At 59.4% G+C, this 22,651-nt stretch carries 21 protein-coding genes and 2 pseudogenes; 21 read left to right on the top strand and 2 right to left on the bottom strand.

What is annotated here, in order from left to right:
* Positions 1-152 precede the first annotated feature (152 nt).
* The 19 genes and pseudogenes from AX729_RS31105 to AX729_RS41895 all read left to right on the top strand — a co-directional run bounded on the left by AX729_RS31105 (position 153) and on the right by AX729_RS41895 (position 16,575).
* Positions 153-2,129: a conjugal transfer protein TraG gene (locus AX729_RS31105; protein ID WP_061028001.1), complete on the top strand. Its 1,977-nt coding sequence runs from the start codon at positions 153-155 to the stop codon at positions 2,127-2,129.
* Between the two features lie 10 nt (positions 2,130-2,139).
* The gene (locus AX729_RS31100; protein WP_061028000.1) at positions 2,140-2,589 is read left to right on the top strand and encodes a YlcI/YnfO family protein; all 450 of its coding nucleotides are present in this window, start codon (positions 2,140-2,142) and stop codon (positions 2,587-2,589) included.
* Between the two features lie 175 nt (positions 2,590-2,764).
* Complete coding sequence (locus AX729_RS39125; protein ID WP_082770588.1) at positions 2,765-3,418, top strand: hypothetical protein; 654 nt, start codon at positions 2,765-2,767, stop codon at positions 3,416-3,418.
* Positions 3,321-4,841: an MFS transporter gene (locus AX729_RS31090; RefSeq protein ID WP_245325477.1), complete on the top strand. Its 1,521-nt coding sequence runs from the start codon at positions 3,321-3,323 to the stop codon at positions 4,839-4,841. The genes AX729_RS39125 and AX729_RS31090 overlap by 98 nt, the downstream gene beginning before the upstream one ends.
* A 424-nt stretch (positions 4,842-5,265) precedes the next feature.
* Complete coding sequence (trbB, locus tag AX729_RS31085) at positions 5,266-6,186, top strand: P-type conjugative transfer ATPase TrbB (RefSeq protein ID WP_492338697.1); 921 nt, start codon at positions 5,266-5,268, stop codon at positions 6,184-6,186.
* Positions 6,183-6,509, top strand: coding sequence for a TrbC/VirB2 family type IV secretion system protein (locus tag AX729_RS31080; protein ID WP_061027996.1), 327 nt, complete (start codon positions 6,183-6,185; stop codon positions 6,507-6,509). The genes trbB and AX729_RS31080 overlap by 4 nt, the downstream gene beginning before the upstream one ends.
* Entirely contained in the window at positions 6,509-6,772 is a 264-nt protein-coding gene (locus AX729_RS31075; protein WP_061027995.1) for a VirB3 family type IV secretion system protein, read from the top strand. The genes AX729_RS31080 and AX729_RS31075 overlap by 1 nt, the downstream gene beginning before the upstream one ends.
* Positions 6,773-6,780: 8 nt before the next feature.
* The gene (gene trbE, locus AX729_RS31070; protein ID WP_061027994.1) at positions 6,781-9,222 is read left to right on the top strand and encodes a conjugal transfer protein TrbE; all 2,442 of its coding nucleotides are present in this window, start codon (positions 6,781-6,783) and stop codon (positions 9,220-9,222) included.
* Complete coding sequence (gene trbJ / locus AX729_RS31065) at positions 9,219-9,953, top strand: P-type conjugative transfer protein TrbJ (protein WP_061027993.1); 735 nt, start codon at positions 9,219-9,221, stop codon at positions 9,951-9,953. The genes trbE and trbJ overlap by 4 nt, the downstream gene beginning before the upstream one ends.
* The gene (gene trbK-alt, locus AX729_RS41900) at positions 9,953-10,330 is read left to right on the top strand and encodes a putative entry exclusion protein TrbK-alt (protein ID WP_082770586.1); all 378 of its coding nucleotides are present in this window, start codon (positions 9,953-9,955) and stop codon (positions 10,328-10,330) included. Before trbJ ends, trbK-alt begins: the two co-directional genes overlap by 1 nt.
* Positions 10,331-10,604, top strand: a pseudogene (locus AX729_RS31060) (type IV secretion system protein); the annotation flags it as partial.
* 45 nt (positions 10,605-10,649) lie between these two features.
* Positions 10,650-11,885, top strand: a complete 1,236-nt coding sequence (locus AX729_RS31055) for an IS701 family transposase (RefSeq protein WP_061027991.1) — start codon at positions 10,650-10,652, stop codon at positions 11,883-11,885.
* The gene (trbL, locus tag AX729_RS31050) at positions 11,809-12,984 is read left to right on the top strand and encodes a P-type conjugative transfer protein TrbL (protein WP_245325476.1); all 1,176 of its coding nucleotides are present in this window, start codon (positions 11,809-11,811) and stop codon (positions 12,982-12,984) included. Before AX729_RS31055 ends, trbL begins: the two co-directional genes overlap by 77 nt.
* An 80-nt stretch (positions 12,985-13,064) precedes the next feature.
* Complete coding sequence (trbF, locus tag AX729_RS31045; RefSeq protein WP_061027990.1) at positions 13,065-13,748, top strand: conjugal transfer protein TrbF; 684 nt, start codon at positions 13,065-13,067, stop codon at positions 13,746-13,748.
* Between the two features lie 14 nt (positions 13,749-13,762).
* Positions 13,763-14,719 carry a P-type conjugative transfer protein TrbG gene (gene trbG / locus AX729_RS31040; protein ID WP_156457302.1) on the top strand — a complete coding sequence of 319 codons (957 nt, stop codon included), beginning with the start codon at positions 13,763-13,765 and terminating at the stop codon, positions 14,717-14,719.
* Entirely contained in the window at positions 14,716-15,900 is a 1,185-nt protein-coding gene (locus tag AX729_RS31035; protein WP_061027989.1) for a TraB/TrbI/VirB10 family type IV secretion system protein, read from the top strand. Before trbG ends, AX729_RS31035 begins: the two co-directional genes overlap by 4 nt.
* 4 nt (positions 15,901-15,904) lie before the next feature.
* Entirely contained in the window at positions 15,905-16,144 is a 240-nt protein-coding gene (locus AX729_RS31030) for a DUF2274 domain-containing protein (RefSeq protein WP_061027988.1), read from the top strand.
* 3 nt (positions 16,145-16,147) lie between these two features.
* Positions 16,148-16,461, top strand: a pseudogene (locus AX729_RS41400) (TrbI/VirB10 family protein); the annotation flags it as partial.
* The gene (locus AX729_RS41895; protein ID WP_422867776.1) at positions 16,450-16,575 is read left to right on the top strand and encodes a DUF2274 domain-containing protein; all 126 of its coding nucleotides are present in this window, start codon (positions 16,450-16,452) and stop codon (positions 16,573-16,575) included. The pseudogene AX729_RS41400 and the gene AX729_RS41895, both read left to right, overlap by 12 nt.
* On the opposite strand, the gene AX729_RS31020 is transcribed toward AX729_RS41895, so the two are convergent.
* The gene (locus AX729_RS31020; protein ID WP_061027987.1) at positions 16,572-17,522 is read right to left on the bottom strand and encodes a LysR family transcriptional regulator; all 951 of its coding nucleotides are present in this window, start codon (positions 17,520-17,522) and stop codon (positions 16,572-16,574) included. The genes AX729_RS41895 and AX729_RS31020 overlap by 4 nt on opposite strands.
* A 676-nt stretch (positions 17,523-18,198) precedes the next feature.
* Here AX729_RS31020 and AX729_RS31015 point away from each other — a divergent pair.
* Positions 18,199-19,515, top strand: a complete 1,317-nt coding sequence (locus AX729_RS31015; RefSeq protein WP_061027986.1) for a DUF3422 family protein — start codon at positions 18,199-18,201, stop codon at positions 19,513-19,515.
* Positions 19,516-19,582: 67 nt separating this feature from the next.
* Here AX729_RS31015 and nikR read toward each other — a convergent pair whose 3' ends face one another.
* On the bottom strand, positions 19,583-20,035 hold the full coding sequence (gene nikR / locus AX729_RS31010; RefSeq protein WP_061027985.1) for a nickel-responsive transcriptional regulator NikR: 453 nt from the start codon (positions 20,033-20,035) through the stop codon (positions 19,583-19,585).
* A 315-nt stretch (positions 20,036-20,350) separates the two neighbouring features.
* Between nikR and AX729_RS31005 the strand changes: the two genes are divergently transcribed.
* Entirely contained in the window at positions 20,351-22,618 is a 2,268-nt protein-coding gene (locus AX729_RS31005; protein ID WP_082770583.1) for a TonB-dependent receptor, read from the top strand.
* The last annotated feature ends 33 nt before the right edge of the window (positions 22,619-22,651 follow it).

The raw sequence follows: 22,651 nt of genomic DNA, 5'->3' as shown, positions 1-22,651 counted from the left end.
GCATCGCCGGTCCCGGCGGCGTCGACTGGAGTTTTGGACGCAAGCGCGACCTTTCCCTTTGACCGACCGATCTCTGCGCCAGGATGCGAGCGCCTGCTACACGAAGAATATGATCGTTGCACGGGTCCGAATTGCGGAGCATGTGCCCTCCCATGTCCGCGACCAAAATTCTCTGGGGGCAGTTATTTCTCGTCTCCATCGTCGTGCTTGTATTCCTCTGGGGTGCCACCGAGTGGACGGCCTGGCGTCTCGCCTTCCAGCCGCAACTCGGCCCAGCCTGGTTCACGGTTGGGCACTGGCCAGTGTATCAGCCGGTTGCGTTTTTCATCTGGTGGTTCCAGTTCGACGCCTACGCGCCCAGAATATTCATCGAGGGCGCCTGCATTGCCGCAGGCGGCGGATTCTCTGCTGTCATCATCGCCATCGCGCTGTCGGTCTGGCGCGCGAGGGAAGCCCAACAGGTCACGACATACGGCTCGGCGCGCTGGGCCGATACACGGGAGGTCAAGAGAGCCGGCCTTTTGGGACATGACGGGGTTGTGCTCGGCCGCTTCGATGGCAGATATCTCCGACACGCCGGCCCCGAGCACGTCCTGTGCTTTGCGCCGACCCGTTCGGGCAAGGGCGTAGGTCTGGTCATTCCGACGCTCCTGACTTGGCCGTTCTCGACGATCGTCCACGATATCAAGGGCGAAAACTTTCAGTTGACCTCCGGTTGGCGGGCCCGCTTTGGACCGGTGCTGCTGTTCGATCCGACCAATCAAGCGAGCGCGACCTATAATCCGCTCCTTGAGATCCGCAAGGGCGACTGCGAGGTCCGGGACGCCCAAAATATCGCCGACATTCTCGTCGATCCCGAAGGCGCGCTCGAGCGCCGGAACCATTGGGAGAAAACCAGTCACTCCCTGCTCGTTGGCGCAATCCTGCATGTTCTCTATGCGGAAGCCGACAAGACGCTCGCCGGCGTCGCCAACTTCCTGTCCGACCCGTTGCGCCCCATCGAGACGACGCTGAATGCAATGCTGGCGACACCGCATCTCGGAGAGCGCGTCCATCCCGTGGTGGCTTCGGCGGCACGGGAACTTCTCAACAAGAGCGAGAACGAGCGCTCCGGGGTGCTGTCGACCACGATGAGTTTCTTGGGGTTATATCGCGATCCCGTTGTCGCCAAGGTCACGGGACGGAGCGATTGGCGCATTCGCGATCTCGTCGACGGGTCCCGTCCCATCTCGCTCTACCTGGTGGTGCCGCCATCCGACATCGCCCGCACGAAGCCCCTCATGAGACTGGTCCTGAACCAGATAGGGCGGCGACTGACAGAGAGCCTGAACGTCGACGGAAAGCGACAAAAGTTGCTCCTGATGCTCGATGAGTTCGCTGCCCTCGGACGACTCGACTTCTTTGAAAGCCAGTTGGCATTCATGGCAGGTTATGGAATCCGCAGCTTCCTGATTACTCAGAGCCTCAACCAGCTTGAACGCGCATATGGGCCAAACCACGCGATCCTCGACAACTGCCACATCCGCATCGCGTTCTCGACCAACGACGAGCGCACGGCCAAGCGGGTATCCGACGCGCTTGGGACCGCGACCGAAATGCGTGCGATGAAGAACTATGCCGGGCATCGCTTGAGTCCGTGGCTTGGGCATCTCATGGTCAGCCGTCAGGAAACATCCCGGCCGTTACTTACGCCCGGGGAAGTCATGCAGCTCCCGCAAAACGATGCGATCGTGATGATCTCGGGGGTGCATCCGGTGCGCGCCAACAAGGTGCGATACTACGAGGATGCACAGCTTAAGAGTCGGATCATGAAGCCGTCCCACGGTAGCTCGCTCGCTTTGGTCGCGCAGCCGGACGATTGGTCCGGCCGGACGAAAATTGCGCCTTCATTCGAACTGCTAGGGAAAGCGAAGCGGAGAGGCAATATTCCCGAAGGGGGCATTCGCCGCGAGCCGGAACTGCCGCAACACGAGGATGTCGTGATCAGCGCACCGCTTGTCGAGAACGAATTTGATGCTGATCCGGATGATGGCGACGCCGATGCCGTGCAAGCGAGGACTCTGAGCCGTTCAATGCAGGGTGTTGCGCGTTCCGTCAGTATCGATCCGGACGATCCGATGGATCTCTAGGCTCGTCGACATGAAAAAGACCCAACTCAGCATCTACCTTGATCCTGAAACGTATGCCAGCCTTGAGGCCTTCGCAAAGCGTCAGGGCAAGCCCAAATCGCTGATTGCGGAAGCTGCGATCGCGTCGTTTCTTTCTCCCGACGACGCCGACCGCCGAGAAGCCGCCATCGCGAAGCGGCTAGACCGGATCGTGCGATTGCTTGAACGGCTTGAGCGCAACGATACAGTCTCACTCGAGACGACCGCGCTGTTCATCCGCTTTTGGCTAACGTCGACGCCGGCGCTGCCGGAGCATTCAAGCGCTGCGGCGCGCGCGAAAGGCGCTGAACGCTACGATCGTTTTGTCGAAGCGCTCGGGCGGCGGCTATCCAGCGGATCGACCATGCTCAAGGAAGTGAGCGCCGATTCCCAGGATCTCGAAATCGCGCTCCGAAGCAAAGGCGACGCCGAGGGGAATTGATCGACCCGCCAATCCCTTCTTTCGCTACGCCAGAGTACGATCGAGGTCGTCGAAGGTTGCGACCTCCATGTTGCTGCTCTTCTGTACTCTCCATCGGAATCAATCACCCCATGGCAAACCTTTGCGATCGTCGTCGCGGTGCCGATCGGTGCGCCTGAGCACGGAGAAGAGCGAAATGCAGTTCGACGGTGAAGTCGATCTAGAAGCAGCGGGCCGAGCCGCGGGGCCCGCGCCATCGCTTCGCAAACGCATTTCCTCGGGAACGCGCAAAGTGACTATCCGGCTCAGCGAGAATATTCATTCGCAACTCGAAGCTGCGACCGAACGTCCAGGCGTGGGCAAAAGCATGGTCGTGGAGGCGGCGCTAGCGCAGTTCATGAACCCGCAGCCATCCGTCGAAAATGCAGCGCAGAAAAGCTTTGAAGCTATCCATGCCCGATTTGATTCTCTGGAGCGCGATTTGCGAACAATCGCAGAGACGGTCGCGCTGCATGCGCGATATCACCTCGCAGTGATGCCACCTCTGCCTCAACAGCAACAGCATGAAGCCTGCCAGCTCGGTGATGAGCGCTTCAAGGTCTTGGCAGAGCAAGTCGATCGGCGTGTCCGGCAAAGCCGTCCGCTTTTGCAGGAGACGATCGATCGTCTCAACGCCACGCCCAACCAACCTGAATCCATAGTCGGCCGGCAAGGACAGCGCGGTCCCGAGCCGGCGCAGATTCGCCGGGACATTGGTTCGAACGCAGATATCGGCCACGAAATGCCCGCTGCCGCCGGGGAGGGCGGCAGCAATCCCAACTTTCGACACCTGCCGAACTCGTTTTGCTGACCGACTTGAACTTGCTGAGGTAAAAGACCCGTACGCCAAACGACCGGCGAATGGGCCGCCGCATACAGTTGAACAGCAGGATCGCGGCGACCGCCACCCCAAAGGTTGGCGCCTGGTCCTTGCCGTCTTCCTGCCATTTGCCGCTGGCTACTATCTCTCTTTCCTCTTCCGAACAATCAATGCCGCAATCTCTCCGACCCTGGCTTCCGAATTTGGGCTAGATGCCGCGAAGATCGGGCTGTTGGCATCGGTGTACTTCCTCGTCTTCGCAGGCGCCCAAATACCCATTGGCGTTCTTCTCGACCGCTTTGGCCCGAGACGCGTCCAAGGCGTGTTGCTGGTTATGGCCGCTGGCGGGACCTCTCTGTTTGGTACCGCGACGGGGTTTTCGGAATTGCTTGCTGGCCGTGCCTTGATAGGACTTGGTGTTGCAGCCTCATTGATGGCAGGGCTCAAGGCGATTGTGATCTGGTTTCCAAAGGAACGTATTGCGCTCGTCAACGGCTGCATGATCATGCTGGGGTCGCTTGGCGCAGTCACCGCAACGGCACCAACTGATTGGATGCTGGAGTGGGTCGGTTGGCGCAGCCTCTTCGAATTGCTGACGTTGGCAACGGTGACATTCGCCGGCGTGGTTTATTTCACGGTGCCGGAAAAAGCTGCTGCCTCTGCAGGCTCCACCACCTTCCGTCGGCAGCTTACGGTATGGTCTGTCTTTGCTGATGCTCGGTTCCTAAGACTTGCTCCGCTTTCTGCTGCCTGTATCGGCTCATCTTGGGCTCTTCAGTCGCTATGGGCTGCGCCTTGGCTTACGGATGTCGAAGGGTTGGATCGGCCAAGTCTCATAAAGCAGCTGCTTATCATGGCCCTTGGGCTGAGTTTCGGAGCTTTGGTGCTGGGTGTAATAGCCGATCGACTGCGCAAACGCGGCGTAACGGCCGACGTACTGGTGGCAGTCCTGGGAGGGCTATTCATTGCGGCTGAATTTGCACTTGTACTCCGCGTACCGCTGCCATCACTGCTGCCCTGGTGTATCGTGTCAGTTACCGGAGCGGCAACGGTCCTCAGCTATGCGATGATCGCGGAGTACTTTCCGCAGGAACTTGCCGCGCGTGCGAACGGCGCCTTGAACCTTGTGCATTTCGGTTGGGCGTTCGCGATCCAATATGGGGTGGGGCTCGTCGTCGGACAATGGTTGCCTCAGGACGGTCACTATCCGGTTGTGGCGTACCAAGTGGCGTTTGGTCTCAGTGCGGCCTTTCAAGCTGTCGCATTACTCTGGTTCGCCGGGCCTTGGATCCGAAATTTGAGCATGAATCTGTACGCTTGGTTTGCGCGTCCGCGTACAGATCGCGAAATAGCATTTGTTGCGATTCCGATCCAGGGCGCGATGTTCGATACTCACGAGGCGACAGAATGGTGATCAAGTAGCGAACAGTAATCTCTAACTCCTTCGGCGCATTTGCGCCATTTTCACCTTTCGCAGGCTTCGGCGGAAAAGTGGTCCGAGTGAGAATAGATCGCTGTCGTGCCTCTGACGCCCCCCAAAAGAGCGTCGGCATCATTCACACGGGACGATTCTCAGGAAGTATCATCCACCCATTTGAAGCACCTCTGGGTTGATGCTTGCCTCAGTCTTCTGCGAGGAACAGGAATCCGCGACAAACGACTCATCCCGACATTTCCTTTTCTGCGCCAGGCTACGACCGCCCTACGTCAGTTGTTGCGTTGAGCCGGGCTCTGGCATTTCTAGTCAACCCACTGAGAGCGCTTGAGGCGACCTCAGTTGGGGGGCAGCGGTGGCAATCCATTCCTATCAGTCCGAGGCGATCTCTCGCGGGGCGCGAATGCTGCGCACTGCGCTTGTCCCCGCTATCGCGCGTTTCCTCGAAGATGAGTCGGTTGTCGAGGTGATGCTCAACCCCGACGGCCGGTTGTGGATTGACCGGCTGTCGAGTGGTCTGATGGATACGGGTGAAACCCTGTCCGCTTCCGACGGCGAGCGCATCGTACGGCTGGTCGCCCATCATGTGGGTGCCGAAGTCCATGCCGGCGCGCCCCGAGTGTCGGCCGAACTGCCAGAGACCGGCGAACGCTTCGAAGGTCTATTGCCTCCGGTCGTCGCTGCTCCGGCATTTGCAATCCGCAAGCCGGCCGTTGCTGTGTTCACCCTCGACGACTATGTCGCGGCGGGAATCATGACGCCGAAGCAGGCTGTAGAACTGCGACAAGCTGTTAGCTCACGCAAGAACATCCTGGTCGCCGGCGGAACGTCAACCGGAAAAACCACCCTCACAAACGCCTTGCTCGCGGAAATCGCGAAAACGTCGGATCGCGTCGTCCTTATCGAAGACACCAGAGAACTCCAGTGCAAGGCGCCGAATGTTGTGGCCCTGCGAACACGGGATGGCGTGGTCTCGCTTTCGGATCTTGTCCGCTCATCTCTTCGTCTCCGTCCCGATCGCATCCCGATCGGCGAGGTGCGCGGGGCAGAGGCTCTCGACCTGCTTAAGGCTTGGGGCACGGGCCATCCCGGAGGAATCGGTACCATCCACGCAGGCAGCGCGCTCGGAGCTTTACGTCGGCTCGAGCAACTCATTCAGGAGGCCGTCATCACGGTGCCGCGCGCTCTGATCGCCGAGACCGTGAACGTCATAGCCGTTCTCAATGGTCGTGGCGCCGATCGCCGTCTTTCCGAACTTGCTCACGTCACCGGGCTCGGGACGTCGGGTGACTACAGCCTTTCAGCATTAGGAGACCAACCATGAACCACCGATTACCTCTCGGCCGCAGTGCCGTTTCGAGCGCGACATTTGCGATATTCTGCCTGCTTTCTGGGCCGGCCTGGTCCGCGGGCTCGAATATGCCATGGGAGCAGCCGCTCAACCAGATCCTGCAGTCGGTCGAGGGGCCGGTCGCCAAGATCGTCGCCGTTATCATCATCATCGTGACCGGGCTATCGCTGGCATTCGGTGACACATCGGGCGGTTTTCGTCGGCTCATACAGATCGTATTCGGTTTGTCGATCGCGTTTGCCGCATCCAGCTTCTTTCTGTCGTTCTTCTCGTTTGGCGGCGGAGTGGTGATCTGATGGATGAGCAGATCACAGGATTTGTCGCCCCCGTGCACCGAGCGTTGACCGAACCGATTCTCATGGGCGGCGCGCCGCGAGCCGTTGCCATCATAAACGGCACATTGGCCGCGGCACTCGGCCTCGGTCTACGCCTTTGGCTCGCCGGTCTTCTCCTCTGGTTCATCGGTCATATGGCGGCTGTCTGGGCCGCCAAGCGCGATCCAGAGTTCGTCGAGGTCGCGCGCCGACACGTACGTATTCCCGGTCACTTGTCTATGTGAGTTCTCCCATGATGAATCTTGCCGAGTATCGCTCCTCGAATGCGCGCTTAGCCGACTTTCTGCCCTGGGCCGCCCTGGTCGACGAGGGCATTATCCTCAACAAGGACGGCTCGTTTCAGCGGACCGCAAAATTTCGAGGACCTGATCTCGACAGCGCTGTACCTGCCGAGCTTGTTGCTGTCGCAGCACGTTTGAACAACGCCTTGCGTCGCCTTGGGTCCGGTTGGGCGCTCTTTGTCGAGGCCCAACGCCATGCCGCAGGGCCCTATCCTCCGAATACGTTCCCGGATGTAGCATCCGCCCTGGTCGACGCCGAGCGCAGGGCACAGTTCGAGGAAGCCGGCGCCCACTACGAATCAAGCTACTTCCTGACCTTGGTCTACCTGCCTCCCGCGGAAGGAGCCGCCCTAGCGGAACGGTTTCTCTACGAGGGAGGCAACCAGACCATTGGTGCGGACGCGCGAGAGCTTTTGGCCGGATTTGTCGATCGCTGCAACCGCGTCCTGCAACTCATCGAAACCTTTATGCCGGAATGTGCCTGGCTCGATGATCAGGAGACGTTGACCTACCTGCACTCAACGATCTCGACTAAACGCCAACGCGTCCGGGTACCTGAGATACCTATGTATCTCGATGCACTGCTTGCCGATCAGCCATTGACCGGCGGCCTGGAGCCGATGTTGGGCACGGCCCACCTGCGTGTGCTGACGGTCGTCGGATTTCCAACGGCGACAGTGCCTGGAATTCTGGATGACCTGAACCGTCTGGCATTCCCATATCGCTGGTCGACGCGAGCGCTCATGCTCGACCGGACCGACGCCGTGAAGCTTGTAACGAGGATCCGGCGTCAGTGGTTCGCCAAGCGCAAGTCAGTCGCCGCGATCCTGAAGGAAGTGATGACCAACGAGGCGTCGGCGCTTCTGGATACCGACGCCCATAACAAGGCCCTCGATGCCGATGCTGCTCTGCAGGAACTTGGCACCGATCAAATTGGAGAAGCTTTTGTAACCGCAACGTTCACGGTCTGGGACGGTGATCCCCGCGCGGCGGATGAAAAACTACGGTTGGTCGAAAAGGTCATCCAAGGGCGCGATTTCACCTGCATGATTGAAACCGTGAATGCGGTCGAGGCGTGGCTCGGCAGCCTGCCAGGACACGTCTACGCCAACGTCAGACAGCCGCCGATCTCGACTCTCAACCTCGCGCACATGATTCCCTTGTCGGCGGTATGGGCTGGTGAAGTGAGGGATCATCATTTCAAAGCGCCCCCTCTATTCTTTGCCAAAACGGAGGGAGCGACGCCATTCCGCTTCTCGCTTCATATCGGCGATGTCGGACATACCCTGATCGTGGGACCGACCGGCGCCGGCAAATCCGTGCTCCTGGCGCTAATGGCCCTGCAGTTCCGCCGCTACCCGGAGGCACAGGTTTTCGCCTTTGATTTCGGTCGGTCCATGCGAGCGGCTGCGTTGGCCATGGAGGGCGACTGGCATGACCTCGGCGGTGCGATCGCGGGCGAATCTGCCGATTTCGTTTCGCTGCAACCTCTTGCAGAAATCGATGACATTTCCGAACGGGGCTGGGCGGCAGAATGGGTCGCCTCGATTCTATCCCGCGAAAAGATCGACGTTACCCCCGAGACCAAGGAGCATGTCTGGACCGCGCTGACTTCGCTGGCATCGGCACCGGTCGAGGAGCGGACCCTCACCGGCCTTTCTGTGCTGCTCCAATCAAACGTCTTGAAGCGGGCGCTACAACCCTATTGCCTCGGTGGTCCATATGAGCGACTGCTCGATGCCGAAAATGAGCGCCTCGGCACCTCATCGATTCAAGTCTTTGAAACAGACGGATTGATCGGAACCGCGGTCGCTCCGGCCGTCCTGTCTTATCTCTTCCACCGGATCGAAGCCCGCTTCGATGGCCGGCCAACGCTGCTCATCATTGACGAGGGCTGGCTCGCTCTCGATGATGCAGACTTTGCCGGCAAACTCCGCGAATGGCTGAAGACGCTGCGTAAGAAGAATGCGTCTGTCGTGTTTGCGACTCAATCGCTTGCCGATATCGATGGCTCGGCGATCGCGCCGGCCATCATCGAAAGTTGCCCAACCCGGATCTTGCTGCCCAACGATCGCGCCATTGAGCCGCAGATCATGGCGATCTATCGGCGGTTTGGGCTCAACGACCGTCAGATCGAAATCCTGGCCAGGGCGATCCCTAAACGAGACTATTATTGCCAGTCGCGCCGGGGCAACCGCCTGTTCGAGCTCGGTCTTGGCGAGGTTGCTCTCGCTTTCACGGCGGCTTCCTCGAAGGCCGACCAGGCCTTGATCGACCGAGTTCTGACCGAGCACGGACAATTAGGTTTTGTGACTGGTCTGCTCAAGGCCCGGGAACTCGCCTGGGCGTGTGACCTCATCCCGCAACTGGCAAAGCAGGAGGTCCTCCCGTGAGGCGTCTTACAGTATTTGTCGCAGCTAGTCTGATTGCTCTCACCGCGGCCCAGACACCTCGAGCCGCGGTCGCGCAATCGATTGTGTTTGATCCCAACAACTATGCTCAGAACGTTCTGACGGCGGCGCGTGCGCTACAGCAGATCAATAACCAGATCACATCGCTGCAAAATCAAGCGTTAATGTTGATCAATCAGGCGAAGAATCTTGCGAGCCTGCCGTATTCATCGCTGCAGCAGTTGGAGCAATCGTTCCAGCGTACGCAGCAATTGCTCACCCAGGCTCAGCGTATTGCGTACGACATCCAGCAGATCGACCGCGCATTCTCGACCACGTACGCGCCGGCGGCATCGAACGTCTCGGACCAGGCACTGATCGCCAATGCACAATCACGCTGGCAGAACTCGGTCGCCGGCTTCCAGGACACCATGCGAGTGCAGGCTACCGTCGTCGGTAACCTCGACAGCAATCGTGTCCAGATGTCCGCGCTCGTCAATGCGAGCCAGGGCGCGACGGGCGCACTGCAAGCGAGCCAGGCGGGTAATCAGCTTCTCGGGCTTCAGGCACAGCAACTTGCCGATCTCACGGCAACGGTCGCCGCCCAGGGACGTGCTCAGAGCTTGGACTTGGCTCAGCGAACGGCCGCTCAAGATCAGGGCAGGGAACAACTCCGGCGCTTCCTGACGCAGAGCCAAGGCTATCAACCCTCGACAGTGCAGATGTTCCACTAATGCGCGAAGTCAACGCATTCAAGGCGCTGTCTCTGTGCACGACAATCTGTGTCGGGATATTGGCCGTTGCCGCCTGCACGATCCACCTACGCGGCGATGAAGATCACCCCGAGTCCGCCACATCGGTCGTTCGGGATTCCAATCCCGTGGCGGCAGAACTCGAGCGATGCCGCACGATCAGCTACGAGCAAAAAGAAAGACTCGCCGAGTGCCGTAAGCTGTGGGCCGACAAACGTCGCCAATTCTTGGGGTTCGACAGAGGGTCACCAAGCAATCCCGAGCAGTCCGATTCAGGGACCCGGCCGCCTGCGTCCGCAAAGGATCAGAGTCGGATGCCGTCAGGTTTGTTCCCGGCACCATTGGAAAGCGAGCGATAGATGGGCGGTACAGGCATCATCGACCAGTTTCTGGAGACCTTTACCCGCTATATCGACTCCGGGTTCGGCCTGGTTGGAGGGGACGTTGGTTATCTTGCGACCACGCTCGCGGCTATCGACATCACGCTCGCAGGCCTTTTCTGGGCTTGGGGCACCGATGAGGACATTATCGCGCGGCTGGTCAAAAAAACCCTGTTTGTCGGAGTCTTCGCCTTCCTGATCGGCAACTGGAATAACCTTGCCCGTGTCGTGTTCGAGAGCTTTACCAGCCTAGCATTACAGTTGCCCTTTATGGAAATTTCTGAATCCATGGGCAACCATGATTCGAAGATCGTGGACGCAGGCTGCGTCGATTGAAGAGACGCTTGCGTTATGGGCGGTGTCGCTTCGTGAGATCAAGAAGCGGATACGTCCGTTGTTCAATCAAGATCGCGTTGCGAGGAACGCGGGTTTGTTCCTGGAAGGTCTGCTGGGCGCAGAGCAACGCAAGACCGGGTGGATGCGGGCGGAGGCGGCTGGCGATCCCGGCCCTTGGCGGCAACAGGCAATCCTGGGGCGCAGGGATTGGGATGCGGATGGCTTGCGGGATATTGTTCGCGACTATGTCATCGAGCATTTGGCGGACGACGACGCGGTCCTCGTCATCGACGAGACCGGTTTTCTCAAGCAGGGCAAGGCGTCATGCGGCGTGGCGCGGCAATACACCGGTTCGGCAGGCAAGATCACGAACTGCCAGATCGGCGTCTTCGCCAGCTACGTTTCGCGCCACGGTCATGCGTTCATCGATCGCGCGCTGTATCTTCCGAAGCAATGGACCGACGATCCCGATCGTCTGGAAGCCACATACGTGCCTGCCGACACAGGTTTTGCGACCAAACCGAAGCTTGCGACGAGAATGATCGCACGCGCGATAGCAGCGTCCGTCCCATTCAAGTGGGTTGCCGGCGATACGGTCTACGGTGTTGGCGACATCGAACAGCAACTACGCCAGGCAGGAAAAGGCTATGTCCTCGGAGTCAACAGCGCTCACGTATTCAATTCCTGGGGCAAGCGGCGATCAATCTCTGGCACCGCCGCGGACATCGCCGCGACGCGGCGCTCGTCCGACTGGAAACGACTGTCGGCAGGGGACGGAACCAAAGGACCGCGGCTGCATGATTGGTGCTATCGCGAACTGGCCGATCTCGATGCCGGGCAGTTCAACAGCGCCAATGACGGTTTGTGGACACGCGGCCTGCTGATCCGTCGCCGCATCGCCGATGGCGATCTTGCCTTCTTCACGACCTGGTGCCCGGCAGGGACAACCATCGAAACGCTGGTCGCAGTCGAAGGCCATCGCTGGGCGATCGAGGACAGCTTTGAGACCGCCAAAAACGAGTTCGGGCTCGACCACAATGAGAGCCGGTCCTGGCATGGCTGGCATCGCCACGTTTCCATGGCCATGCTCGCCTTCGCCATGATGGCGGTGATCCGCCATCATGCCAATCCGCCGCAGCCCAAAAAAACACAACGCCGGACCACGGCAAAAGCAAAGCCAGTGCCGCCCCGTCGTTGATCCGATGGTCAATCCAGGAAATTCGGCGCATCGCCATCAGGCTCGCGCGAAAGCGGATCAAGCCCGCCCACATCATCGCATGGTCACTCTGGCGCAGAGCTCATCAGGCGATCGCTCGGCGCGCCCACCTCAAAACAAAACGGCAACTGTAATGCTAGGGCTCAAGGCCTCGGGAACGGGTCTGTCGTCAGCCGACTTCCTGAGGCCCGGGAGGATCGCTCAGGTCGGCCTCGATGCTGGTCGGCCGATCCTCGACTCCATTTCCGGGCTGATGGGCTACGTCAGCTTTTTCGAAAATTTCGTTCAGATCGTGGTGCTGCTGTTTGCCTGGATCGTGGTGCTGCTCGCATTCTTCATCGTCGCCATACAGCTCTTCATCACCCTGATCGAGTTCAAGCTGACGACGCTGGCAGGCTTCGTTCTGATCCCTTTCGGTCTGTTCGGAAAGACCACCTTCGCCGCTGAACGGGTTCTCGGGAACGTCATCTCGTCGGGCATCAAGGTCTTGGTGCTCGCGATCATCGTAGGCATCGGATCGACCCTGTTCTCCCAGTTCACGTCTGGGTTCGGTGGCAATCAGCCCACCATCGAAAATGCGATGGCGCTGGTGCTGGCGGCCCTCTCTATGTTGGGCCTTGGCATCTTTGGCCCCGGTATTGCCAATGGCATTGTGTCCGGCGGACCACAGCTTGGCGCTGGTGCTGCGGTCGGTACGGCGATGGCGGCAGGTGGCGTGGTTGCTGCCGGCGCCGCTCTCGCGGCAGGCGGGGCCGGCCTCGCCGCCGGCGCAGTCGGGGGAGCGGCTCGGGGAGGGAGTGCTTTGGCTGGCGGCGCCGCGTCCGCAATCCGATCGGGCGGGCTATCCGGTGAGGCGAGCGCCTCCAGCGCGGCCAGTCCCTTGCGAGGGGCCGCGGCTCAATCTGGAAAGGAAAGCGGTGCCTCGGGCGATGCCGGCAATGCCGATGCGCCTGCCTGGGTACGTCGCATGAAGCGCGCACAAACGATCAGTCATGGGGTCTCAACGGCCACACAAGCGGTTCGCTCGGGCGATCACGGCGGAGGCGGCGCCTCCGTCGATCTCTCAAATCCTGATCATTGAAATCGAGGTTTTGAAGCTGCCGCCCGAAACGCATCACCGGCCCGCCGGCAATCACTCTTCTTTCTTTCAAGAGGTCAAGCATGTTCAAACGATCGGCTGTTCATTATGGCCGCACACCAGAGCCGACTACTCCTTATCAAAGAGCCGCTCAGGTCTGGGACGATCGGATCGGCTCTGCCCGCGTCCAGGCCAAGAACTGGCGCTTGATGGCCTTTGCGTGTCTGGCGCTTGCCGCAGGATTCGCCGCTGCTCTCGCCTGGGAGTCGTCGCAAGGGACGATTACTCCATGGGTGGTTGAGGTTGATCGTCTTGGGGAAGCTAGGGCGGTCGAGCCGGCGAGTTCAACCTATCAGGCGTCCGATTCTCAGATCGCCTTCTACCTCGCTCGCTTTATCGAGCACGTTCGCGGCCTTCCCATGGACGCCATCGTCCTGCGCGAAGATTGGCTCCGCGCCTACGATTTTACAACGAATCGGGGCGCCGCTGCGCTGAACGATTTCGCGCGTAACAACGATCCGTTCGCGAAGCTTGGCAAAACCCAGGTCGCGGTTGAAGTGTCCAGCGTCATCAGAGCATCACCCGACAGCTTTCGCCTGGCCTGGACGGAACGTCGCTACGAGAACGGCCAGCTTGCCGCGACCGATCGCTGGAGCGCGATCCTCGCCGTCGTCATCCAACCGCCGCGCGATGTCGACCGACTGCGGAAAAATCCACTCGGCATCTACGTCAACGCCATCAATTGGTCAAAGGAGCTTGGACAGTGATACTGACAGCCCTCATGTCACCGCCAAAGAAAACTGGAAAGAGGCTCTCAGCTCTTCTGATCTGCGCCTATACTCTCTCGGGCTGCACAACATTCAAGCCGCCGCAAATCAGTTATGACGACGAAATCCCGGCGCCTCCCGATCAGCCGCAGTTGGCGGACGATCGTCCGCGATCACTTCACGTGCCGCCCGCCTGGACACCCGCGCGCGGCGGCAAGGAAAAGGAAGCCAGGGAGCCGATTGAGCGGATTGACAGCGCCAATGATGCGGCTCGCGTTCAGCCCAGGAAGGCAGGCTACTTCAACGCCGTTCAGGTATTTCCATATAGCTCCGGCGCGCTTTATCAAGTTTATGCCGCACCAGGACAGATTACCGATATTGCGTTGGAGCCGGGAGAGCAGTTGATCGGCTCGGGACCTGTTGCTGCCGGCGACACAGTGCGTTGGGTCGTCGGCGATACCGAGAGTGGGAGCGGGGACACACGGCGGGTCCATATCATGGTCAAGCCGACCCGGGCGGCCATCGAAACCAACCTAATTCTCAACACAGATCGGCGGACCTATCTGATCGAACTCCGCTCCCGTGAAAAGCCATACATGCCTTCAGTCTCCTGGTTCTATCCTGAGGATCGAGCTGCGCGCGATCGTGCTCTCTCGCTGAAGCCGTTTATTCCGGGTCCTGCCCAGCGGCGCTATCGCTATCGCTTCGAAGGAGACAACCCGCCCTGGCGCCCTGTCAATGCCTATGACGATGGACGCAAAGTCTACATCGAATTGTCGCCTGGTATTGGCCAAGGCGAGATGCCGCCGCTGTTCGTCATCAACTCGGACGGCAAAACGGCGCTCGTCAATTACCGAGCGTTCGGAAATGCACTCATCGTCGATCGGCTATTTGCAGCCGCCGAACTGCGGCTAGGCGGTGAAGATCAACAAAAGGTGCGCATCATCCGAACAGATGGGAGGCCTCAATGACTGATGCTGAGGGCAAGGTCGCAAGCCGCACCAATGATAAGCCGCAGCCCGAGGTGGAGGTTGAGAACTCCTTCCGGCTTCGGCCCGATCGTGCTCGGGTTTCGCGCCTCTCGCGCAAAGCTCTGGTCGGAGGCACGGCTGTGGCGCTTACCTTCATCTCTGGTGCTATCTTCTGGGCCCTGCAAACCGGTCAAAGGCGTGCGCCTGCCTCGGATGATTCCTACTCGACCGATCACCACAACGTAGCAGATCAACTCTCCAGCCTGCCAAAAGACTACGCCGGAATGCCCCGGGAAGCTCCGCGACTCGGACCGCCGCTGCCGGGTGATCTCGGCCGTCCGATTGTCGCTGCACAAAACCAATCCGGTCCGCTCGCAGTTGATTCAGAACAGCAACGAGTGAACCAAGAGTCGGAGGCGGCTCGTACTAGCAAAGTATTCGCCGCCACGAATATTCGGCCATCGGGCGCGAACTCTACGTCCAATGAAGCATCAGCAAACGCAGCGTCGTCGTCGGACGAGGTTTTCTCTCAGAACGGTCAGGATCGGAAGCTCGCATTCGTCAACGCGCCTGTCGATCGCCGAACCACCAGTCCCGATCGCTTGGCGAGGCCGGCGTCCCCCTTCGTGGTCCAAGCCGGCACAATCATTCCGGGCGCTCTCATCACCGGGATCCGCTCAGATATGCCGGGCCAAATCACCGCGCAGGTTACAGAAAATGTTTATGACACGCCGACCGGGCGAGCGCGGTTGATCCCACAAGGCGCCCGATTGATCGGGATCTACGACAGCCAAGTCGCCTTCGGGCAGTCACGCGTCCTCCTGGTTTGGACCCGGCTCTTAATGCCAAATGGTCGCTCTATTGTGCTCGAACGCCAACCCGGAGCCGATGCTGGTGGTTACGCTGGCCTTCAGGATGAGGTCGACAATCACTGGCTCGAACTGTTCAAAGGCGCGGCGCTCTCGACTTTGTTGAGCGTTGGCACCGAACTCGGTTCTAGCGGTAACGACAGCAATATTATTCAGGCGCTGCGTCGTGGGGCAGGAGACTCCCTAAATCAAACGGGACAACAGGTGGTTCGGCGAAATCTCAATATCCAGCCTACCCTCGCTATTCGGGCGGGTTTCCCAGTCCGTGTGATCGTGAACCGCGATTTGGTGCTTGAGCCGTATAAAGGATAGGGAGATGGCAAAACTTAAACTCGGCTCGATCGTAGACGACAAACCAGTAAAGTTAGCGGTAGAACTTCCGGCGGCCGTGCACCGTGACCTGCTCGCTTACGCCGATGCCCTTGGAAGAGAAACCGGACGGTCGATTGCTGACCCGGGCAAACTGATCGCGCCCATGCTCGCGCGATTTATGGCGACCGATCGCGCGTTTGCAAAGACCCGCCGAGCGACCCAGCAACTGGCGGGTACCGGATAGCGCACGCTCGGCAGCGTGAGAAAACTGCTGGTTTGGACTCGCCTGGTTATGCCGAACGGTCGTTTCATCGTGTTGGAGCGTCAGCCTGGCGCTGATGCAGCCGGTTATGCGGGTCTCGAGGATGAGGTCGACAATCACTGGGACGCTTTGTTCAGAGCGGCACTTCTCTCCACGTTGCTCCGCGTTGGATGTGCAATGGGTGCGGGCTCGGATACGGCAACAACGGCGATATTATCCAGGCGCTTCGCCGCGGCCCCAGCGAGAGCTCGCCCGCCGTGCATCGCGATCTGAGTGCCTATGCCACCGTGCCAGCTCGTGAAAGCGAGCAGCCAATCGCCGATCCCTCCAAACTCATCGCACCGATGCTGGTGCGGCTCATGGCCGTTGACCGCGCCTTCGGAAAAGCTCGGCGCATGAATCAAACGGCTTAGGACGGTGAAGGATAGCGCTCTCCGAGAAATCTAAGAAAACTCGCCAGCGCCGGGTTGTCGTTATCTGACCTCCAATGAGCAGAATAGCCGATTCGGCTCGCTCCGGCGCCATCGCGTAGGTCCCGATAAATCAGTCCCGAAAAGCTTGCGCCAATGTCAGATTCAGTCACTAGGCTGATGCCGAACCCCACACTCACGAGGCTCTTAATGATCGCACGGCTGACGTCATGGCGTTCGATTTTAGGGCGGTCCTCAGGGGAGACGAGCTTCGACATCAGAAGGTCCTCAAGTTCTCGGCCCGGATCGTATTGACTCAGCAGAACGATCTTACTCCGAAGGTCGGTCCAATAAATTGTGTCTCGGTCTGCCAGGGAATGATTTTCCGGCAATGCGACCAAGACACGTTCGCTCCATAGCGGCAAGACGTTGTTACTTTCGAGAGCCGCCTCGCCGGTGACGATCGCAATATCCAATGCGCCATGCCGCAACGAGGTGACGAGTTGCATCCGTGATCTCTCGACTGTTCCAAGTTCGACCTGCGGAAACCGCTGTTTGAAATCCAGTAGGGTCGCGCGCAGGTTCCCGGCCGAGAGTGATGTATAGAAACCGATCGTGAGTCGCCCTGCCTCGCCACGCCCGCTGGTTTGTGTGGCCGCGATCAATGCGTCCAGTTGTCCCAGGATCGATCGGGCCTCTCGAAGAAAAGTACGACCGGTTTCAGTGGCTCGAACGCCACCGCTTGACCGGTCGAAGACCACAATACCAATTGAGCCTTCGAGCTGGCGAATACAGCGACTCAAGGTTGATTGCCGGAGCAGCAACGCATCCGCCGCTCGCCGAAAACTGCCGTGATCTGCGGCCGCTACGGCATATCGGAGATGTTGGAGACCGACGGTCGATGCTCGCGCAACAAAGGGTGTGCTTGGTAGTCTCGAGTCATTGTCCATGCTCTACCATCACCTCTGCCTTCGAAGGGAAGTGCACAACGTTTGAGTTAGCTCTCAGTTGTCTTCTACCCTTGCCGATTGACGCCGCCAAGTATTGATGATGGGTACGGCAAAACGCTTCGGCATGGATTACTAACCCTCGCTGGAGAAAGATGGCCAGGTCTGACGGCGCCGACGTGTAAAGGATCTTTGCAGGGCGCTCGCATAGCCGCCGCCAATCAGATGTAAATTATCTTTGCTGTGAAGAGCGTAAGCGAAAGTCGGGATTGGATTGCGGCGCTCGTTCTCTTCGCGTAACTGCCTGATGGTTCAGCCAGATAGGTTGTCAATACATCTGCGTGGCCCGCTCTCGAACATACCTGACGGAGGCTGCGTTAGTCGTAAAGCGAATACGTTTACCCAAACAGCTAACAGCCCTTGTGACCGCATTCAAATGTGCCGCTCTTGCTGAACAGGTCGCTCCGTTGTGAATACCTTGAATTCGGTTAGAGATAATTCGTATAACGTCGCCTATGACGCTAGTCTCTAGTGGGCGAAAATTCTGCAGTTCGACCTTTGAAGGCTGGCACATGCGCCTGCGCTACCAACGGTGGCCGAACGCTAGCAGCGGGAAACGGTAACGCTTGATGAATTGTTTTATGCGATGGCATTCGAAATCGTATAGCGGAACGCCGTTGTGAGTGACGTTGTCTCTATTGGCGATAACAATGCCGTCGGCTTAACGACCCATCCGTTGCGCGCGGCGGTTTTAAGTGAGTTGCACGCTCGGCCGTTCACATCGATTTCTGTTCCGAGCCGAATCCTTCACTTTGCGTTCGATACCTCGGGCGGACGTGCGCAGACAGATAGAGCGAATTTTGTTGAATTTTGCGTAGTGCACGGCATCGCCGCACCGTCGCCAGAAGAAAAATACCATCGCGTGTCGTTCGGAGAGCTTCGCTTGCGCTGGGAGCAGCATTCCGAATTCACGACCTATAGCTGGGAAATCTCGTCTGAAGCCGATACGAGACCATTCGAGCCGAGTGCTGCATCGCTTGCATCGCCGATGGCGCTTGTTCCTCAGCCCGGCCCCTTGTTGGTGGCGGTCAATCTGCACCTTCTGTCCGAAAATGCCGAACGCACTATCCCGCAGCAATTGTTTCAGCGTACAAGCCTTGCAGTTGCCGAGAATTCTGACGGTAAGGCTGTTTATGCCACGGATTTTCAAACTGAAACTTCGGGCTTCGTGCGTATCCTTATCATCGACCGCGGGATGAGTCCGGAGCGCGCGGGAGCGCTCGTTCAGCGCGTCATCGAGATTGAAACCTATCGCACACTTGCCTTTCTTGGTTTGCCGGAAGCTCGACGGCTCGCGCCTTCGATCAGTATGATCGAACGGCGGCTCGCCGAGGTGACCGATGAGATGCGCAATGCAAATGATCTTTCCAGTAATCGCCATTTGCTGAACGAATTGACTGAACTCGCTGCGGAAGTTGAAGCAGGTGCTGCGGCGAGCGTGTTTCGTTTTGGTGCCAGCCGGGCCTATGAGGAAATCGTCCAACAGCGGCTAGTAACGATCGGCGAGCGGAAGCTCGGTGAATTCCCGACATGGTCCTCGTTCCTGGCGCGCCGAATGGCGCCGGCCATGCGTACATGCGTCACGCTGGAGGCGCGGCAGGCCAATCTCTCGGCCAAGCTATCGCGTGCCGCCAATCTTCTGCGAACCCGCGTCGATGTTGAACTTGAGCAGCAGAATCAGGAATTACTGCAATCGATGAACGCCCGCACCCGCCTGCAGTTGCGCTTGCAGACCACGGTCGAGGGGTTGTCGGTCGCTGCGATCACATATTATGTCGTGGGACTATTCGGATATCTCGCCAAGGCTGCACACGACACCGGAAAGCTTCCGGTCGAGCCGAATCTTGTCATCGCCACCTTTGTGCCGATTGCGGCGTTGACGATCTGGTCCGTGGTGCGGCGTATCCGCCGGAAGCATATAGGCGGCGAGGGATGATCGCGCGACGGGAGCCGGAAGTTTTCCCGTCGTCGCGCGAACACCGAGGCATAGGGTTGGCCGGACATCAGCGGTGCCGATGGTTACTTGCTTTGCGAGTTGAGGCGGTCTTCTTGCCATCCTCGGTCGGTATCATCACCAGCCGGCCGTAACGCACACCGCGCTCGGCGATGATGTGTTCGGCGAAATGCTGAACTTCTGAGCCAATACCCTTCAAGGCAGTTACCTCCATGCAGTTGTCGTCGTCGAGGTGAACGTGAAGTGTCGCCATCGAGAGATCGTGGTGCCCGTGGTAATTCTCCACCAGGCGGCGCGACAGATCGCGCGCGGCATGGTCGTAGACGTAGACCAATGCGGCGACGCATTCTCCGGAGTTTCCCATCTTTTGCGCGGCCTGCTGCATGCCGGCGCGGGTGAAATCGCGGATCGCCTCGGAACGGTTCTGATAGCCGTGTTCGGCGATCATGCGATCAAGGTCGTCCATCAGGTCGTCGTCGAGAGTGATCGTGATGCGCTGCAATTCGATTCTCCTGCCGGTTGCAAAGAGTATGCTGAAGTATTGACAATATCATACTCGCTATGTCAGCGTGCGGTTCGTGTCGGGCCAGAACACGGGCCTGACATCGAGGATTCATACATCAAGTCGGCCATTGTCACGCAAATAAGACGCCGATCCTTGTGTGTTTCTCGTTACGGGAGGCTACGATTGGGGACGGCTATGCGGGCATCTTCGAGCGGGTTCACTTCGGTTGGGGAGCCGATCCGTTCATCGCGCCGGTCGCCGACGGCGCTTCAAGTGATCCATCGGTGTGCATGCGGGTGCGGCGCAGTGTTGATGGCTTGTCTGGCTGACGTCGTATCGAGCGCATCGGCACAGAACGCCAGACCCACTGAGCTTCCTGCCATTGAGGTCAACGCACCTCGGTGGCGCCAGGACACCAATCTTAAACGAAAGAACGACGCCGCTAAACGCGGGCAATCAAAGCGTAACCCGATCCAAAGCCCGGTCGCCGCTGTCTCCAACGCCGTTCCTGTCGCGAACGGCCTGGGGGCTGCGGCGCCGCCGATCACATCGTCGAGCGCAAAAAATGTCAGCGGCGAGGAGGTCAATGCGCGGCCGTTTTCTCGGCCTGTCGAAGCGCTTGAAGTCGTGCCCGGCCTGATCGTCACGCAGCACAGCGGCGACGGCAAGGCCAACCAGTATTTCCTGCGCGGCTTCAACCTCGATCATGGCACCGATCTGGCGATTTCGATCGACGGCATGCCCGTCAACATGCGTACACACGCGCACGGGCAGGGCTATGCCGACCTCAACTTTCTGATTCCGGAATTGATCCGCTCGGTCGATATCCGGAAAGGCCCTTATTTCGCCGACGAAGGCGATTTCTCTTCAGTCGGCTCGGTTCACATCAACCTACTCGACAGCATCAGGACCATGGCGTCGATGACCATTGGCAGCTTCGGCTATCGCCGGGGTCTTGGCGTCACCTCCGCCAAAGTGGGTGAGGGCACCCTGCTGGTCGCGGGTGAGGTCAACACCTACAACGGCCCGTGGGACAATCCGGACAATCTGCGCAAGCTGAACGGCGTGATGCGCTACAGCCAGGGCACTTTCGAGGACGGCTTCTCGCTGACCGGCATGGCCTATGCGAACAAGTGGAATTCCACCGACCAGATACCATCGCGCGCGGTGGCATCCGGGCAGATCGGCCTCTATGGCGCGTTCGATCCCAGCGACGGCGGCAATTCCGACCGCTTCTCGCTGTCGGGGCGCTGGGCGCAAACCGACGCCGGGGGGGCATCGAAAGCTAATTTCTACGTCATTAAGAGTTCGCTCAATCTCTGGAACAACTTCACGTATTTTCTCGCCGATCCCGTCAACGGCGATCAATTTCATCAGCACGATGACCGCATCCTGGGCGGCATCAACGCGTCGCACACCTTCAAGAACCAGTTTGCCGGCCTGCCGATGGAAACTGAATTCGGCGTGCAGAGCCGCTACGACGATATCAGGCTGGACCTGAATAACACCGTGCAGCGCCAATTCCTGTCGCCGATTCGCAGCGATGCGGTGCGCGAGGGCAGCGTCGGCGTGTTTGTGCAGAACACGCTGCACTGGACCGACTGGCTGCGAACCAATGTCGGCTGGCGCGGCGACTTCTACCAGACCTCGGTCAATTCCTATTTCGCCCCGGCCAATTCCGGCAATGCCAGTGCGGCGATCGGCAGCCCAAAATTCGGTGTCGTGCTGGGCCCATTCGCCAAGACCGAATTCTTCGTCAACGCCGGCGAGGGATTTCACAGCAACGACGCCCGCGGAGTGACGATCACGGAATCGCCCACCGATGGTTCTGCGTTGCAGGCCTCGCCGTTTCTGGTCAAGACCCGTGGCGCGGAAGTCGGCCTGCGCACCAAGGCCATCCCAGGCCTGACCAGCGCGGTCAGCCTGTTCATGCTCGACTCGGCATCTGAAATCCTGTTTTCCGGCGACGCCGGCGACACTGAGGCCAGCCGGCCGAGCCGCCGCTATGGGATCGAATGGACCAACGATTTTCGGCCGGTGTCGTGGCTCAGCCTGGAGGGGGACATTGCCATGACGCATGCGCGCTTCCGGGGCGACGATCCGGATCAAGCCGCCCTGTATGCATCGCTGGCCGGCTTCCCCGCGGCGCAGATTGGCAACGCGCCCGGCAACTACATTCCCGGCGCTCCCAGCATGATCGCTTCTGCGGGTATCACGCTCGGCGAGAAAACCGGGTGGTTTTCCGGCCTACGCTATCGTTATTTCGGACCACGACCTCTTACGGAGGACCGAGCCTTTGTATCTCCGGCAACCGGGCTCCTTAACGGAAGGCTGGGCTACCGCTTCGAGAACGGATGGCGCGTGCAACTCGACGGTTTCAATTTGCTCAATAGCCGATCCGACCAGATCACTTATGCCTATGGTTCGCTGATCAAATCGGATTCGTTATTTGCAATGTGCTTTCCTGCCGCGGGGGCGCCGACGGCGCCGGCTGTGGTTTGCCAGACCGGGGTGATGGACCGCGTGCTGCATCCGGTCGAACCGCTGGCGATTCGCCTGACGCTCGCCGGACAATTCTGAGGGCGTTATGCTGCGGTTCCCTTCTCGGCCATC

Source organism: Bradyrhizobium sp. CCH5-F6 (assembly GCF_001556045.1).
Lineage (GTDB): Bacteria > Pseudomonadota > Alphaproteobacteria > Rhizobiales > Xanthobacteraceae > Bradyrhizobium.
Note: the sequence above shows the minus strand (reverse complement) of the source record. Positions and strands in the feature narration are given on the sequence as shown.

Bases quoted from the DNA above. Each gene is read 5' to 3' on its own strand.
- AX729_RS31100 (WP_061028000.1), top strand. From the start codon at position 2,140: ATGAAAAAGACCCAACTCAGCATCTACCTTGATCCTGAAACGTATGCC.
- AX729_RS31005 (WP_082770583.1), top strand. From the start codon at position 20,351: ATGGCTTGTCTGGCTGACGTCGTATCGAGCGCATCGGCACAGAACGCC.
- trbB (WP_492338697.1), top strand. From the start codon at position 5,266: ATGCTGCGCACTGCGCTTGTCCCCGCTATCGCGCGTTTCCTCGAAGAT.
- AX729_RS31035 (WP_061027989.1), top strand. From the start codon at position 14,716: ATGACTGATGCTGAGGGCAAGGTCGCAAGCCGCACCAATGATAAGCCG.
- AX729_RS31030 (WP_061027988.1), top strand. From the start codon at position 15,905: ATGGCAAAACTTAAACTCGGCTCGATCGTAGACGACAAACCAGTAAAG.
- AX729_RS31080 (WP_061027996.1), top strand. From the start codon at position 6,183: ATGAACCACCGATTACCTCTCGGCCGCAGTGCCGTTTCGAGCGCGACA.
- AX729_RS31075 (WP_061027995.1), top strand. From the start codon at position 6,509: ATGGATGAGCAGATCACAGGATTTGTCGCCCCCGTGCACCGAGCGTTG.
- trbG (WP_156457302.1), top strand. From the start codon at position 13,763: ATGTCACCGCCAAAGAAAACTGGAAAGAGGCTCTCAGCTCTTCTGATC.
- AX729_RS31105 (WP_061028001.1), top strand. From the start codon at position 153: ATGTCCGCGACCAAAATTCTCTGGGGGCAGTTATTTCTCGTCTCCATC.
- AX729_RS39125 (WP_082770588.1), top strand. From the start codon at position 2,765: ATGCAGTTCGACGGTGAAGTCGATCTAGAAGCAGCGGGCCGAGCCGCG.
- AX729_RS31020 (WP_061027987.1), bottom strand. From the start codon at position 17,522: ATGGACAATGACTCGAGACTACCAAGCACACCCTTTGTTGCGCGAGCA.
- trbL (WP_245325476.1), top strand. From the start codon at position 11,809: ATGCCAATCCGCCGCAGCCCAAAAAAACACAACGCCGGACCACGGCAA.
- AX729_RS31055 (WP_061027991.1), top strand. From the start codon at position 10,650: ATGATTCGAAGATCGTGGACGCAGGCTGCGTCGATTGAAGAGACGCTT.
- trbF (WP_061027990.1), top strand. From the start codon at position 13,065: ATGTTCAAACGATCGGCTGTTCATTATGGCCGCACACCAGAGCCGACT.
- trbE (WP_061027994.1), top strand. From the start codon at position 6,781: ATGATGAATCTTGCCGAGTATCGCTCCTCGAATGCGCGCTTAGCCGAC.
- trbK-alt (WP_082770586.1), top strand. From the start codon at position 9,953: ATGCGCGAAGTCAACGCATTCAAGGCGCTGTCTCTGTGCACGACAATC.